Below are 14,424 nucleotides of genomic sequence, written 5' to 3' on the forward strand. Positions count from 1 at the left end.
AGCCGCCGCGGCGACCCGAAATACGTGTTCTGATAAGGACCGAGTGCCACGGCGCTTCAGCCCACGGCTCCCTCGAGAGTGACGCTGAGCAGCGCCTCGGCCTCGACCGCGAACTCCATCGGCAGCTCCTGGAAGACGTCCTTGCAGAAGCCGTTGACGATCATGCTTACCGCGTCCTCCTCGGAGATGCCCCGGCTCTGGCAATAGAAGAGCTGGTCCTCGCCGATCTTGGAGGTGGTGGCCTCGTGCTCGACGGTGGCGGTGCTGTTGCCGATCTCCTGATAGGGGAAGGTGTGGGCGCCACACTTGTCGCCGATCAGCAGGGAATCGCACTGGGTAAAATTGCGCGCGCCGCGGGCCCTGGGCCCGATCTTCACCAGACCGCGATAGGACTGGTTACTGCGGCCGGCGGAGATCCCCTTGGAGATGATGCTGGAGCGGGTGCCCTCGCCAATGTGAATCATCTTGGTGCCGGTGTCGGCCTGCTGGCGGCCGTTAGTCACCGCCACGGAGTAGAACTCGCCGATGCTCTCCTTGCCGCGCAGCACGCAGGAGGGGTACTTCCAGGTGATGGCGGATCCGGTCTCGACCTGGGTCCAGCTGATGCGCGAGCGGTCGCCGCGGCAGTCGCCGCGCTTGGTGACGAAGTTGTAGATGCCGCCCTTGCCGTCCTCGTCACCGGGATACCAGTTCTGCACCGTGGAGTACTTGATGTAGGCGTCATCCAGCGTCACCAGCTCGACCACCGCGGCGTGGAGCTGGTTCTCGTCGCGCATCGGCGCGGTACAGCCCTCCAGGTAGGAGACCTGGGCGCCCTCCTCACAGATGATCAGGGTGCGCTCGAACTGGCCGGTGTTGGCGGCGTTGATGCGGAAGTAAGTGGAGAGCTCCATGGGGCAGGTCACGCCCTTGGGCACGAAGACGAAGGAGCCGTCGGTGAACACCGCGGAGTTGAGCGCCGCGAAGTAATTGTCGGTCACCGGCACCACGGTGCCCAGGTACTGCTTGATCAGCTCCGGGTAGTCGCGAATCGCCTCGGAGATGGAGCAGAAGATCACCCCGGCCTCGTAGAGCGTCGCCTTGAAGGTGGTGGCCACGGAAACGGAGTCGAACACGGCATCCACCGCCACGCCGGCCAGGGCCGCGCGCTCATGCAGCGGAATGCCAAGCTTCTCGTAGGTCTCGAGCAGCTTGGGGTCGACCTCATCCAGGCTCTGAGGACGGTCCTCGTCACGCTTGGGCGCGCTGAAGTAGGAGATCGACTGGTAATCGATGGGCGGGTAGTCGAGATGGGCCCAGGAGGGCGGCGTCATCTTAAGCCACTTCCGATAGGCCTCCAGGCGCCACTCCAGCATCCACGCAGGCTCGCCCTTCTTGTTCGAGATAAACGCAATGACGTCCTCGTCGAGACCGGGCGGCAGCGTGTCGCTCTCGATGTCGGTCACGAAACCTTCTTTGTATTCGCGATGAACAAGCTCTTCCATTTCCTGACTTGCCATGGTGGCTCCCCTCCCCGGGCGGTTGGGCCGGCGAGCCTGGCTCGCCGATTTGGATTCGGTAAGACGGTTCAGGCCGTGTCGGCGGCCAGGGTCACGCTCTGGATGGGCATCTGCACCGGCAGCTTGATCGGTGCGGTATCGGCCAGATGGGCCAGGGTCACGCTGTCGAGAAGCGCGCGCACGGCCAGCGACACCCGCTGCCAGTTATCAGCGACGCCACAGGTGGCGGCCAGGTCGCAGTCACCCTCGGCGTGGCTGCACTCGGTCATGGCCACCGGCCCCTCGATGGCGGTGATGATGTCGATGGCGGTGATGCGCGAGGCCGGCCGCGCCAGGGAGTAGCCCCCCTGGACGCCGCGCCGCGACTCCAGCAGCCCCGCCTTGACCAGCATCTTGAGGGTCTTGGAGACCGTGGGGTGCGGCAGTTGCACCGCCTCGGCCAGCTCCCCTGCCGCCTGGGGCTGCTCGGGGTGGCGGGCGATCTGGGCCATCACCACGGCGGCATAGTCGGTCAGCCGCGAAAGCTTGAGCATGCCTGCCCTCCTCGGTGGCGCGCAGCCCGACAGGGGCCGCGCCTCTATTGGGGACCATTTTAGTCCTGTATCGATCCGATGTGAAGAGCCTTGCAGGGTTTCCGGGAGCCAGCGGGGAGGATGCCGTCACGTTCGGCGCCGTTATCATCAACAACGACAATCGTTATCATTTGAGGGTGATCATCGTGTTCCGAGCTTATGCCTTAATGCCTTTACGCCTTTTTGACGAATTCGGACTTCAGCTTCATGGGACCGATGCCGTCGACCTTGCAGTCGATGTCGTGGTCGCCCTCCACCAGTCGGATGTTCTTGACCTTCGTACCCACCTTCACCACCAGCGACGAGCCCTTCACCTTGAGATCCTTGATCACGGTGACGGTATCGCCGTCGGCGAGCGGGTTGCCGTTGGCATCGCGCACCTGGGGAGTCTCATCATCGGTGGCTTGTGTACCGGCGTCGCGGGACCACTCGTGGCCGCACTCCGGGCAGACGTACTGAAGGCCGTCGTCGTAGGTGAAGCAAGAATCACAGGCGGGACAGTGGGGAAGATCACTCATGGCGGGCTCCGGCAAGGGCTGAGGAAGGCCGCCAAGCCTACACCGCGTCAACGGCGGGCTCCAAGCCACGGCCCGCGCACATGACGCCTTGCGCCGGGCCTGGCAGGATAGTGACTGACCCGCTGCCAGCATTGCCTGCTATTGCCCGCTGGACCCTGACTCTGGAACTTTCACAAGGACGCACCATGCAGGAGGCCTTCACCACGGTATTCGGCGGCACCGGCTTCCTGGGCCGCGCCATGGTGCGCGAACTGGTGGAGGCCGGGCGGCCGGTGCGCATCGCGGCCAGGCGCCCGAACCTGCCCGACTGGCTGGAGGCGGGAGACCGCGTGGAGGCCGTGGCTTGCGACCTGAGGAACGAGCAGCAGGTCGCCATCGCTCTTCAGGGCAGCGTCGCGGTGATCAACGCGGTGAGTCTCTACGTGGAGCGGCCCCGGGCGGGGCTGACCTTCAAAGCCATCCACGTGACGGGCGCCGGGCAACTGGCCCGCCTCGCGCGTGAGGAGGGCGTGACACGACTGGTGCATGTCTCCGGCATCGGCACCAGCGACGCCTCGCCCTCTGCCTATGTACGCGCCCGATCCGCCGGCGAGCGCGCAGTGATCGATGCCCTGCCCAAGGCGGTCATCCTGCGCCCGAGCGTGCTGTTCGGCCCCCATGACGCCTTGCTCACCGCCCTGGTGCGTCTGGCGCGGCTGCCGGCAATCCCGCTGTTCGGTCGCGGCGACACCAGGCTGCAGCCGGTGCACGTGGATGACGTCGCGCGGGCCGCGGTGCGCTTGAGCGATACCCGCCCGCTGGAGCGGCGGCTGTTCGAATTGGGGGGTCCCGAGGTGCTTCGCTACCGCCAGATCATCGCGCAGGTGCTGGCCCATCTGGAGTGCCGCCGCCCCCTGCTCCCGGTGCCCTTTCTGGCCTGGCGCCTCGCTGCCGCCCTGCTCGCCCCCCTGCCCTCACCGCCGCTGACACGCGATCAGGTGATCCTGATGCAGCAGGACACAATCGTCGGCGAGGGCGTCGGCACCTTCGATGACCTGGGCATCGTGCCGCGCACCCTCCACGACAGCCTGCCGACCTGCCTGGCCGCCGGTTGATCGGCCTGGCAGGATAGCCTCCACGCCAACCTGAGCGGAGAGCCCCCATGACCCAGCCGCGTATCGCCCTCGACATCTTCAGCGACTATGTGTGCCCCTTCTGCTACCTGGAAATGCCGGAGATCGACGCCCTGGCCGAGCACTTCGCCGACCGAGTGACGATCCTTTGGCGCGCCTTCGAGCTGCGTCCCGACCCCGAGCCGACCCTGGACCCGGACGGCGACTACCTGCATGACATCTGGGGACGCGCCGTCTACCCCATGGCCGCCGAACGCGGCATGACCCTGCGACTGCCGCGAATCCAGCCGCGTTCACGGCTCGCCCACGAGGCCGCCGCCTGGGCCGAGGTCCAGGCGGCCCGCCACCCGGGAGCCGGGGACGCCATGCATAGGGCCCTGTTCCGGGGCTTCTTCGAAGAGAGCCTGGACTTGGCCGACCCGCAGGCTCTCGCCCATCTGGCCGATACACTGTCGCTGAACGGCAGCGCACTGCATCGTGCGCTGGAGCAAGGCGACCATCGCCAGGCGGTGCTGGACGACCAATGCGCCGCCCGGGACCTCGGCATCCATGGCGTACCGGCGCTGCGCTTTAGGGTGGGGGGTGAGAACGCCGGTGTGCTCGAGGGCGCCCAGCCGCGCCGCCAGCTCTTCCTGGCCATGGAGCGGCTGCTCGACGCCCTAGGTTAGCTTCATGGCTATGCTATGGTAGCAAGCCCGTATCGGGCGGGACCTCAACGATCAGGGAGTCTGAGCCGTGAGCAACCAGAACAATGTGATCGCCTTCTACGACGAGCGCATGCTGGCCCATGAACCGGACATCGAAGTGCCGTTTCTCCCGGGGCGCATGGACACGCGCATACGCTCGCTGCTGTCGGGGCTGGGCGTGCCATGGAAGTACCCGGAACACCCCGCCAGGCTGACCGCCATCCACCACCTCCTCGAGCTCGAACCGGTGCCCGGGGTGACCTTCGAAGCCGGTGTGGCCGCGACACGGGAGCAGTTGGCACGGGTTCATACGCTCTCCTACCTGGAGCACATCGCCGAGCTGCGGGGCAAGAGCGCCTGGCTGGATGTGGACACCACCGCGGTGTCACCGGGCAGCGTCGAGGCCGCCGAGGTGGCCGCCGGCACGGCGATCGCCGCGGTGGAAGCGGTGATCAAGGGGCGGGCGGAGAGCAGCTTCGCGCTGGTGAGGCCGCCGGGCCATCACGCCGAGCCTGTGCGCGCCCGAGGCTTCTGCCTGTTCAACAACGTGGCGGTGGCCGCCGCCCATGCCCACCAGGAACTGGGCTGCGAGCGGGTGATGATCGTCGACTGGGACGCGCACCACGGCAACGGCACCCAGGACATCTTCTGGGCCGACCCGGATGTGCTGTGCTTCGATATCCACCGCGCCGCGCCCTTCTACCCCGGCACAGGCACCCTCGAGGAGGTCGGGGTGGGCCTGGGAGAAGGCACCAACATCAATGTTCCCATGCCTGCCGATGCCGGAGACGCCGCCTACCTCAAGGCGTTTCGCGAGATTCTGGTGCCGGCAGCGGAGTGGTTCAAACCGGACCTGATCCTGGTCTCGGCGGGGTTCGACCCCCATAGCCATGACCTGGCGCTGAATGTCTCTTATGACGGCTTTGCCGCCATGACTGGCATCCTGCAGGCGCTGGCCCGTCGGCAGTGCGAGGGGCGGCTGGTCTTCGTGCTGGAGGGCGGCTACAACCTCATCTCCCTGTCCCGCGGCGTGAGGTCGGTGCTGCGCGTACTGGCCGGCGAGACGCCACCGGAACCCGGTCTGCGCGGCATCGCCGAGGTGGAGGCCGCCGCGGCCTTCCATCGTAGTGCCTTCGTCACCGAACCGGACGCTTCGACTGCTCCACCCGATGCCGGCCAGGACAGTCAAGAAGAGGACAGTCAAGGAGAGGACAGTCAAGGACAGGACATGCAGTGATGCCGCGCCGGGGATGACATCCCCGGCCAGCCACGGGGTCACGCCGGCCAGCGGGACCCCGAGTCAGCCATTTCCCCCTACCCCTCCCCCATAGTGCCGAAGGAAGGCGGGGTTACCTGACCTCGACCTTGCGACGGTTGGCCTTCTTGTGCTTAGGCAGGGTCAGCTCGAGGACGCCGTTCTTGAAGCTGGCTGCCGCCTTGTCGGCATCGATCTCGCCGGGCAGTGCCACCGTCCGGGTGAAGGAACCGCGGGAAATCTCGGAATGGAAGTACTCGCCCTCCTCTTTCTTGCTCTCCTCGCGGTGGTCGCCCTTGATGGTCACCGCGCCGTCGGTCACCGTGACGTCGAGCTCCTCGCGCTCGAAACCTGGGACCTCGGCACGCACCACCACCTCGGCATCGCGGTCGATGACATCGACCTTCGGCATGCCCTTCTCGAAGGCGGCAAAGCGCTGCCATAGGGGATGTTCCCAGCGCGACGGCATACTGCCACGATCGAAGAAGGTATCGAAAAGGCGATCTATCTCCCGGAACGGGCTCATCGCTCGGGACTCGTTCTGCGGTGCCGACTTTCCGGTCGAGACCGGGACCTCCTCGGTGTCCTTGGACGCTTTCTTGGCCATGATGATGGCTCCTCGAATGGGGTTGACGAATGGCGAGGCCCATGGAAACCCGAGATGTCAGGGCCGGGAAACACCGACCGCCGCACTCCGGTCAGGACCGCCTCATCATCAAGGTAGTCCAGCCCTGCCCGGCCCACTTGACACAGATCAGCATGATTCTCGTCATGCCTTCATGCCACTCGCCGATGCCCTCGTGCCTCGGCTCGGGCGAGCCGGCAATAAAGCCCTCCATCCACCGGACAAGGACGATTACATTCCCACGCCGAACAGCGCCTGCGCCAGATGGCCGGTGAGGAAGGCCAGCCCCGCCGCGGCCCCGCCGATCAACAGGGTCCGCAGTCCCGACTTCAGCACCGGCTGGTGGTAGACGAGGCTCTTGCCCATGCCGATCAGGAAGAACATCAGCCCCGCTATGGCGAGGCTGGAAAAGAACTGCTGCGTGATGCCCAACCCCGGCATGGCGTAGGGCAGCAGCGGCATGACCCCCACCACCAGGAAGGCCGTGAAGGTCACCAGGGCCGAGCGCAGCGGACTCAGCCCCTCGGTCTGCAGGCCATGCTCCTCCGAGACCATGGTCTCCACCCATAACTTGCGGTCGCTGCAGATGGTCTCCACCACCCGCTCCAGGGTCTCCCCCGTGAACCCCTTGCGCTGGAAGATCTGGCGGATCTCCTCGCGCTCGCCCTCCGGGACTATGTCGATATGGTGATTCTCGCTGCGACGCACCCCGTCGATATGCTCTCGCTGCGCCTTGATCGCTTCAAAGTTGCTGATCGCCATGCTGAAGCCATCGGCCAGCAGGTTGGCGACCCCCAGCACCAGGGCGACGGTCGCCGAGAAGCCCGCCCCGAAGGCCCCGGAGACCACCGCGAAGGTGGTCACGCAACCGTCGATGCCGCCAAGAATGGCATCGGGCAAGTTGCGGCCCCGGGAAGGCACTCGCAGCCGCTGTTCGATCACTTCGGGGCGATGCTCGTGCTCCAGCGCTTCGCGCCGCCGGTCGTTCATGGGCCACCTCGCTGCGTCTTTCATCCTGCTTGCAGCTTGGCACAGCCGGCCAGTGACGGGTGAGCCCGACACCGACATCCCCTTCCCGATGGATGCGCCATACTGACAGCGCAACACGGCACGACGAGGCATCAACATGACCCGTGAGACTCACCAAGCCCCCTTCCGCCACGGCTACTTGACCCACGAGGCGCTGACCCGCCAGCTCGAGACCTGGGCCCGGGACCACCCACAGCTGGCCCGCCTGGAGAGTATCGGCACCAGCCCCCAGGGACGCGACCTCTGGGTGCTGACCCTCGGCCCCGAGCCGGATCGCCGGCGTCCCGGCGTCTGGGTGGACGGCAACATGCACGGTACGGAGTTGGCCGGCTCCAGCGTCGCCCTGGCCGTGGCGGAAATGGTCTTGGCCCTGCACCTGGCCCCCGAGCGACTGCCGGGAAGCTGGCCCGAGCATCAATGCCGGCAGCTGCGTGAGGTGCTGTTCTACCTCTGCCCGCGTGTCTCGCCGGACGGCGCCGAACAGGTGCTGCGCCAGGGTGGCTTCGTGCGCTCCGCCCCGCGCCGCACGTCCGGCAGCCCCGACCGGCCCCGCTGGCGCGCGATGGACCTGGACGGCGAAGACCGCTGTCGCTACCTGCGCTGCCACGACGAGGCGGGCGATTTCGTCGAATCCCCCGACTACCCGGGGCTGATGCTGCCGCGACGCGTGGAAGACCCACCCCCCTTCTGGCGGGTCTATCCTGAGGGGGTGATCGAGCACTGGGACGGCGTGACAATTCCCGAGCCCGACTGGCTGGCCGACACCCCGGACTTCAACCGCAACTTCCCGTGGGGCTGGCGGCCCGAACCGGAGCAGATCGGCGCCGGCCACTACCCCGGAGGCGAACCCGAGACCCGCGCCATCATCGATTTCGCCCTCGCCCATCCCAACCTCTACGCCTGGCTCAACCTGCACACCTTCGGCGGTGTCTTCATCCGTCCGCCGGTCGATGCCCCGGACAGCGCCATGGCCCCACAGGACCTCGCGCTCTATCGGCAACTGGCCGCCTGGGGCAAGTCGCTGACCGGCTACCCAACCGTGAGCAGCTACGAGGAATTCAGCTACGAACCCGAGACCCCGTTGCATGGCGACCTCATCGAGTTTGCCTACCACCAGCGCGGCTGCGTGGCCCAGGTCTGCGAGCTATGGGACCTCTTCCTGCGCCTCGGCCTGCCCCGGCCCGAGCGCTTCATCGACCATTACACCGCTCTGGACCGCGAGCAGATGGCGCGTCTGGCCCAATGGGACCGGGTCAACAATGGCCAGCGGCTGTTCCGCGCCTGGCAACCGCTGACGCATCCGCAATTGGGCGAGGTGGAGGTCGGCGGGCTGGATCCGTGCCTCGGCATCTGGAACCCGCCGCCGGACTTCCTGCCGGAGATCTGCGACGGGCTGGCGACCTACTGGCTTCAGGTCGCCTCGATGATGCCACGGCTGGTGATCGAGGCGGTGTACTGCACGCCGCTGGGCGAGGGCTTCCACGCACTGGACGTGACGGTGGCCAACCACGGCTACCTGCCGAGCTATGGCGTCCAGGCAGCCCGGGCACGCCCCTGGAACAGCGGCGTGGAGGCCGAGGCCAGCGTTACCGGCTGTCGGCTGCAGGAACCCGGCCGGGCCCACCAGGTGCTGGGCCACCTGGATGGCTGGGGCCGAGGCCTCGGCGACGCCGCCCAGATGCCCTGGTTCCAGCGCTCCCGCGGCAACAGCCACCGAGCCTGCGCAGGCTGGGTGATCCAGGGCGAGGGGGAGGTGACCGTTCACATCTCCAGCCCGCGGCTGGGTGAGGTGCACCAGACCATCTCGATCCCCGGGCAGTCCGGTGCACCGGGCTCCGGCTGAGCGGCCGCGATGCCTCTGCCCAGGCGGCGTGGAATGCCCCAACATGGAATGCCCCAAAAGAGAGGAGCAGGCGATGGACATCACATTGAAGGAGGTCACCCGCGAGAACTTCGAGGCCGTGATTGCGCTTGAGGTGGCGACATCGCAGCGTGACTATGTCGCTGACAACATGTATTCCCTCGCCGAATCGAGCTTCCATCCCACCTATCGGCCCCGCGCCATCTATTGCAACGGGGAAGTGGTCGGCTTTCTCATGTACGAATCATTCACCCACAAGGGCCGCCCGCCTGCCTACAACATCTTCAGGCTGATGGTCGACCGACACCATCAGGGAAGGGGCATCGGGCACCGGGCAATGCAGTGCGTGCTGGACGAGATACGGGCACAAGGATCCTTCGAGCGGATCGCGATCTGCTATGTGCCCACCAACCGGGTCGCCCGAGACTTCTACGCCAGCCTCGGCTTCCAGGAGACGGGGCTGAGCGAAGAGACCGGCGAGGTCATTGCCGAGATCCGGGAATAACGAGGAGTGCCGTCTGCTCGCCCGGAGCCTCCTGGCTGCTTCGGCGCCGCAGACTATCGCCAGCGCCAACCGTGACGCTGCCACCAGGCCAGGGCCCTGTCGCGGTTCTCTGTATTGTGGCGCAGGTCCAGCACAGTGCCCAGTTCGATGTAGTCGCCGCCGATGGTGGCCATCAGCGCCGGGGCCTGGGAGGCGAGCATCAGCGCATAAAGCACCAGCATCAGCTCGTACTCATCCGTGGTGTCGAGCCGCGCGACCAGCAGGGGGATGGCCGTCTCGCCGATCTGCCCCAGCCGCTCCGCCGCAATGTACCAGGGCCTCGGGTGCTCCGCCCCGCCATAGGTGTCGACGAACCGCCGGTCCGTCAGGCGGCTGATGTAGTAGTGGACCTCGTCCTCCAGGTCGGTGAACAGCGGCGGCAGCCAGTGGCGGTCCTCCACGACGACAGCGGGCGAGAGCGCCTCCGCAGGCGCCTTCGCGGGCGCCTTCGCGGGCGACACGGGGTTGGCCTCGAGGGGCGGTATCGACGCCCCACCGGCGCAGCCTGCCAGCAGGGCGACGGCCAGCGCGATCCTAGGCAACGATAACCTCCATGGCGACATTCCCTACCCTCCTGGGGGTGAACAGCAAGACGCGTATGTCAGATTCAGCATAGCGTGGCGAGAGCCTGAGCGGCCGTCCGGCTGACAACCTTCCGGGGCGGACCGGAGTGTCGTCGGAGTGGTAACCTCTGACATGCTAGCCTCGTGATACCGCTGGCCTGCGCCGCAGCGGCGACACGGCACCAGTCCACGAGCCCCATCACCATGGTGGCCAAGCGCCATCACCACGGATACGAGAGAGCTATGAGCGACACCCCCTGGACGAACCCGATGCCCGAGGCGCAGTTCGACCTGATGCGACGCATCCTCGCGGCCCCCAGCCCGGTGGGCCTGGAGGCCGCCATGACCTATGGCGTGCTCAAGCCCCACTTCGAGGGCTTCGCCCCCGCGGGCTGGCAGTTGCACCAGTTCAAGGGCCATGCGGGCGTGGTGCTGGACACCCACCCGGGCCGTGACGACCTGTTCAAGGTGATGGTGATCGGCCACGCCGACAAGATCCGCATGCAGGTGCGCTCCATCGGCGACGACGGCAAGATCTGGATCAACACCGACGCCTTCCTGCCCAACGTGCTGATCGGCCACGATGTCACGCTGTTCAGCGAGGACCCGAAGGCGCCCGGTAGCTACCGGCGCATCGAGGGCGGTACGGTCGAGGCGCTGGGCGCCATTCACTTCTCCGACCCGGCCCAACGCGATGGCAGCAAGGGCATCAAGAAGGAGCAGATCTACCTGGACCTGCAGATCCACGGCGAGAACAAGAAGCAGCAGGTGGAGAAGCTGGGCGTGCGCCCCGGGGACTCGATCCTCTTCAACCGTCCCATCCGCCATGGATTCAGCCCGGACACCTTCCACGGCGCCTACCTGGACAACGGCCTGGGCTGCTTCGTCACCGCCGAGGTGGCGCGGCTGATCGCCGAGGCGGGCGGTACCGAGAATGTCAGGGTGATGTTCGCCATCGCCAGCTACGAGGAGATCGGCCGCTTCGGCAGCCGGGTGCTGGCCGGGGAGCTCAGGCCGGATGCCATCATCGCGGTGGACGTGAACCATGACTACGTGGCCGCTCCCGGCATCGGCGATCGCCGCATGCAGCCGCTGGAGATGGGCAAGGGCTTTACCCTGTCGGTAGGGGCCATCGCCAGCGAGCAACTCAACCGCATCGTCGAGACCACCGCCCGCGAGCATGCGATTCCCATGCAGCGCGACATTGTCGGCGCCGATACCGGCACCGACGGCATGGCCGGCGTGCTGGCCGCCGTGGACTGTGTGGCCACCTCCATCGGCTTCCCGATCCGCAACATGCACACCATCTCGGAGACGGGGAACACGCGCGACGTGACAGCGGCGATCCACGCCATTACCTGCAGCCTCCAGGCGCTGGATGCCCTCCCCGACCTCCACCGGGAGTTCCTGGACAACCACCCGCGCCTCGACCAGGCCGGAGCGCTGGGCCATCAGGGCGCCGACAAGCCTGAGGCCAACGACAACAAGCCCGAGCCCAACGACAAGTAGCCCCCTAACCATGTAGCCCCGGACGACGGGCAAGCCACACCCGACGGGGCGAGCCGAGAGGCCCGCCCCGTTGTCATGCCAGGGTGTTCAGCGCCTCGGCCAGCACCGGCGCCATGGTAATGGCGTTGCTGTCGTGACGGATGCAGTCGGTGCTCCAGATCTCGCCGACACCAGCATTGCGAATCGCCGCTAAGGCGTCACCGGCAAAGAGCGCATGGGTCAGCGCCACATCCACGGAGGCCGCCCCCGCGGCCAGCAGCGCCTCGGCGGCGCGAGCCACGGTATGACCGGAACTCGCCACGTCATCCATCAGCACCACCGCCCGCCCCGTCACGGGGATGCCGGGAAGATGGATCTCCACGTCGCGGTCGCCGTGGCGCACCTTGCGACAGGTGGCGTGGTCGAAGCCGGTGATCTCCGCGGCCTGGGCCACCCACTGTAGCGCCTCTTCGTCGGGGCCCAGCAGCAGCGCCCCGGGGCGCCTCTCGGCGATCAGTTCGGCCAGCCGTGGAGCGCCCGAGAGGGCGATGGCATGTGCGATGGGAATCGCCTGGTCGAGGCGCTCTATGCGGTGCAGGTGGGGGTCCACGGTGATCACCGCATCGAACAGCTCGGCGAGAAAGCCGCCGACGATGCCCTGGCTGACCACCTCGCCGGCGTGGAAGGCGATGTCCTGGCGCATGTAGGCGAGATAGGGCGCCACCAGGATCAGGCGGCTCACCCCCTGCCCGCGGGCGTGGTGCGCCAGCAGCAGCAGCTCGACCAGCTTGTCGTTGGGCCGGTCCAGGCTGCGATAGATCACCAGGGACTCAGGGAACGCTTGCGCCTCGTCGAAGGGGAGCGTGAGCCTGAGCTCCTCGTCGGGGAAGCGATGGCGCTTGACCTCGCGAGCGACAAAACCACAGGCCTCGGCCAGGCGTCTCGCCGGGGCGGCCTCGTCGGCGAAATGCAGCAGTGCGATGGTCATCAGAACTCCACGTTCAGGCGGGTGACCTGGTCGGCCTGCCCGAGGCTGAAGCCGCTGCCGCGCTCGCTGGCTTGGTGGGCGAAGGCCAACTCGTTGCGATAGGCCGCATGGACCCGATAGAGCGGCTGGCCCGCCTCGACGCGGTCGCCGATGCGCGCCAGCAGGTCGACGCCGGCCCCGGCGGCCTTGGGCGCGCCGGCCAGGCGGGCGATCCGAGCCAGTTTGAGGTTGTCGATGCCGATCACCACGCCCTCCTCCGGGGCCAACACCTCGAAGGCATGGGGCGCCAGCGGGGGAGCGTCGGGGTCGAAGGGCTTGCCGCCCTGGGCGGCGATGATCGCCTGCATCTTCTCCAGGGCCCGGCCGGAATCGAGGATGTCCCGGGCGATGCCGAAGCCGTCACCGCCGCGCACGTCGGGATCGAACTCCAGCATGCGCCCGGCCAGGCGCAGCGCCTTCAGGCGCAGGTCCATGGGTGCCGCAGGGTGGTTGGTAAGCACATGCATCACGTCGCGGGCCTCCATCACCGGGCCGATCCCCCGTCCCACCGGCTGGCTGCCGTCGGTGATCACCACGTCCAGGGTCAGGCCCATGCGCCCGGCCACGAACTCGAACAGCTTGCGCAGCTGGCGGGCCTCCGGCATGGAGCGCACCTTGGCGTGGGGCCCCACGGGGATGTCGAGCAGCAGGTGGGTGGAGCCGGCGGCCACCTTCTTGGAGAGGATCGAGGCGACCATCTGCCCCGGTGAATCGATGGAGAGCGGGCGCTCCACGGAGATCAGCACGTCATCGGCCGGCGAGAGCTGGCTGGTACCGCCCCAGGCCAGGCAGCCACGGTGAGTACGCACGATGTCGCCCAGTTCGCCGAACGGTAGGTCGACGTTGGCCAGCACCTCCATGGTGTCCGCGGTGCCCGAGGGCGAGGTAATGGCCCGCGACGAGGTCTTGGGGCAGAGCAGGCCGTGAGCGGCCACGATCGGCACCAGCAGCATGGAGGTACGATTGCCGGGAATCCCGCCGATGCAGTGCTTGTCGACCACCGGCTGCTCGTGCCAGTCGAGGCGCCGCCCGACGCGGCCCATGGCATCGCTGAGGTAAAAGACCTCCTCACGGTCGAGCTCGCCGCGATCGCAGGCCACCACGAAGGCGGTCAGTTCGATCTTCGAGTAGCGCAGGTCGGCAATGTCGCGAATGATGTCGCGAAAGTCGTCGCGGGACAGGCGCTCGCCGGCGAGCTTGCGATGCAGGGCCGGGATCGAGGCCGGCGGCTCGGCCTGGGAGACGCTGACAGGGTGGCCCTCCTCCACGCCCAGAGAGGCGAAGGCGTCCTCGGAGAGGCCGAGCTGATGGCAGTCGACGATGGCAGCGTCATCCACCACGTTGAGGCTGGCCAGGATGCGCTGGCCGTTGGCGCGAATCTCCACCTTGGAGAGGGCCTGGAAGCCCTCGGCGCGGTAGAGGTCGCAGTCGCGATGGAGGTAGGCGACATTCTCGCGGTAGGTGTCGATGCCCACCCGCTTCAGCGCAAGCGGTGAGAGAACATCGTCCAGAATGAGGGGAGTCTTGGATCCTGTCATGGGCTCTTCCCTGCGGCGTGGCCGACCGGCGCCGGGGCCTCCTGCCACGCGGTATCGAGAATGCCCCATCCTAGCAGCCGCCCTGAGGGGCGTCACCGGCGCAAGGC

14 protein-coding genes are annotated in these 14,424 nt (G+C 67.2%); 6 read left to right on the forward strand and 8 right to left on the reverse strand.

Annotation, left to right across the window (positions count from 1 at the left end; translation table 11 throughout):
- Positions 1 to 56: 56 nt before the first annotated feature.
- The 3 genes from sufB to ACR80S_RS06935 all read right to left on the reverse strand — a co-directional run bounded on the left by sufB (position 57) and on the right by ACR80S_RS06935 (position 2,589).
- Entirely contained in the window at positions 57 to 1,499 is a 1,443-nt protein-coding gene (gene sufB / locus ACR80S_RS06925; RefSeq protein ID WP_435401375.1) for a Fe-S cluster assembly protein SufB, read from the reverse strand.
- A gap of 68 nt (positions 1,500 to 1,567) precedes the next feature.
- Positions 1,568 to 2,032, reverse strand: a complete 465-nt coding sequence (locus tag ACR80S_RS06930; RefSeq protein ID WP_290905211.1) for an SUF system Fe-S cluster assembly regulator — start codon at positions 2,030 to 2,032, stop codon at positions 1,568 to 1,570.
- A gap of 212 nt (positions 2,033 to 2,244) precedes the next feature.
- A complete protein-coding gene (locus tag ACR80S_RS06935) occupies positions 2,245 to 2,589 on the reverse strand; it encodes a zinc ribbon domain-containing protein YjdM (protein ID WP_435401374.1) in 345 nt (114 codons plus the stop codon).
- Between the two features lie 185 nt (positions 2,590 to 2,774).
- Here ACR80S_RS06935 and ACR80S_RS06940 point away from each other — a divergent pair, with 185 nt between their 5' ends.
- The 3 genes from ACR80S_RS06940 to ACR80S_RS06950 all read left to right on the forward strand — a co-directional run bounded on the left by ACR80S_RS06940 (position 2,775) and on the right by ACR80S_RS06950 (position 5,624).
- A complete protein-coding gene (locus ACR80S_RS06940; RefSeq protein ID WP_435401373.1) occupies positions 2,775 to 3,683 on the forward strand; it encodes a complex I NDUFA9 subunit family protein in 909 nt (302 codons plus the stop codon).
- A 47-nt stretch (positions 3,684 to 3,730) separates the two neighbouring features.
- Positions 3,731 to 4,369 (forward strand): DsbA family oxidoreductase, encoded by a 639-nt coding sequence (locus ACR80S_RS06945; RefSeq protein WP_435402890.1) that lies wholly within the window; start codon positions 3,731 to 3,733, stop codon positions 4,367 to 4,369.
- Between the two features lie 67 nt (positions 4,370 to 4,436).
- A complete protein-coding gene (locus ACR80S_RS06950) occupies positions 4,437 to 5,624 on the forward strand; it encodes a histone deacetylase family protein (protein WP_435402891.1) in 1,188 nt (395 codons plus the stop codon).
- A gap of 112 nt (positions 5,625 to 5,736) precedes the next feature.
- Here the strand turns inward: ACR80S_RS06950 and ACR80S_RS06955 are convergent, their stop codons facing one another.
- Both ACR80S_RS06955 and ACR80S_RS06960 read right to left on the reverse strand, forming a co-directional pair.
- Entirely contained in the window at positions 5,737 to 6,249 is a 513-nt protein-coding gene (locus ACR80S_RS06955; protein WP_435402892.1) for an Hsp20/alpha crystallin family protein, read from the reverse strand.
- 249 nt (positions 6,250 to 6,498) lie between these two features.
- Positions 6,499 to 7,257 carry a VIT1/CCC1 transporter family protein gene (locus ACR80S_RS06960; RefSeq protein WP_435401369.1) on the reverse strand — a complete coding sequence of 253 codons (759 nt, stop codon included), beginning with the start codon at positions 7,255 to 7,257 and terminating at the stop codon, positions 6,499 to 6,501.
- 136 nt (positions 7,258 to 7,393) lie between these two features.
- Between ACR80S_RS06960 and ACR80S_RS06965 the strand changes: the two genes are divergently transcribed.
- The gene (locus tag ACR80S_RS06965; protein WP_435401368.1) at positions 7,394 to 9,139 is read left to right on the forward strand and encodes a M14 family metallopeptidase; all 1,746 of its coding nucleotides are present in this window, start codon (positions 7,394 to 7,396) and stop codon (positions 9,137 to 9,139) included.
- A 73-nt stretch (positions 9,140 to 9,212) separates the two neighbouring features.
- Positions 9,213 to 9,662: a GNAT family N-acetyltransferase gene (locus ACR80S_RS06970; protein WP_435401367.1), complete on the forward strand. Its 450-nt coding sequence runs from the start codon at positions 9,213 to 9,215 to the stop codon at positions 9,660 to 9,662.
- A 53-nt stretch (positions 9,663 to 9,715) separates the two neighbouring features.
- Here the strand turns inward: ACR80S_RS06970 and ACR80S_RS06975 are convergent, their stop codons facing one another.
- Positions 9,716 to 10,243 (reverse strand): hypothetical protein, encoded by a 528-nt coding sequence (locus ACR80S_RS06975; protein WP_435401366.1) that lies wholly within the window; start codon positions 10,241 to 10,243, stop codon positions 9,716 to 9,718.
- A 264-nt stretch (positions 10,244 to 10,507) separates the two neighbouring features.
- Between ACR80S_RS06975 and ACR80S_RS06980 the strand changes: the two genes are divergently transcribed.
- On the forward strand, positions 10,508 to 11,773 hold the full coding sequence (locus ACR80S_RS06980; RefSeq protein ID WP_435401365.1) for a M20/M25/M40 family metallo-hydrolase: 1,266 nt from the start codon (positions 10,508 to 10,510) through the stop codon (positions 11,771 to 11,773).
- Positions 11,774 to 11,846: 73 nt separating this feature from the next.
- Here the strand turns inward: ACR80S_RS06980 and ACR80S_RS06985 are convergent, their stop codons facing one another.
- Both ACR80S_RS06985 and ACR80S_RS06990 read right to left on the reverse strand, forming a co-directional pair.
- A complete protein-coding gene (locus ACR80S_RS06985; RefSeq protein WP_435401364.1) occupies positions 11,847 to 12,740 on the reverse strand; it encodes a ribose-phosphate diphosphokinase in 894 nt (297 codons plus the stop codon).
- The gene (locus ACR80S_RS06990; protein WP_435402893.1) at positions 12,740 to 14,317 is read right to left on the reverse strand and encodes a thymidine phosphorylase family protein; all 1,578 of its coding nucleotides are present in this window, start codon (positions 14,315 to 14,317) and stop codon (positions 12,740 to 12,742) included. The genes ACR80S_RS06985 and ACR80S_RS06990 overlap by 1 nt, the downstream gene beginning before the upstream one ends.
- Positions 14,318 to 14,424: the final 107 nt, after the last annotated feature.

Origin of the sequence: Halomonas salsilacus (assembly GCF_051216275.1) — a bacterium.
Taxonomy (GTDB): domain Bacteria; phylum Pseudomonadota; class Gammaproteobacteria; order Pseudomonadales; family Halomonadaceae; genus Halomonas.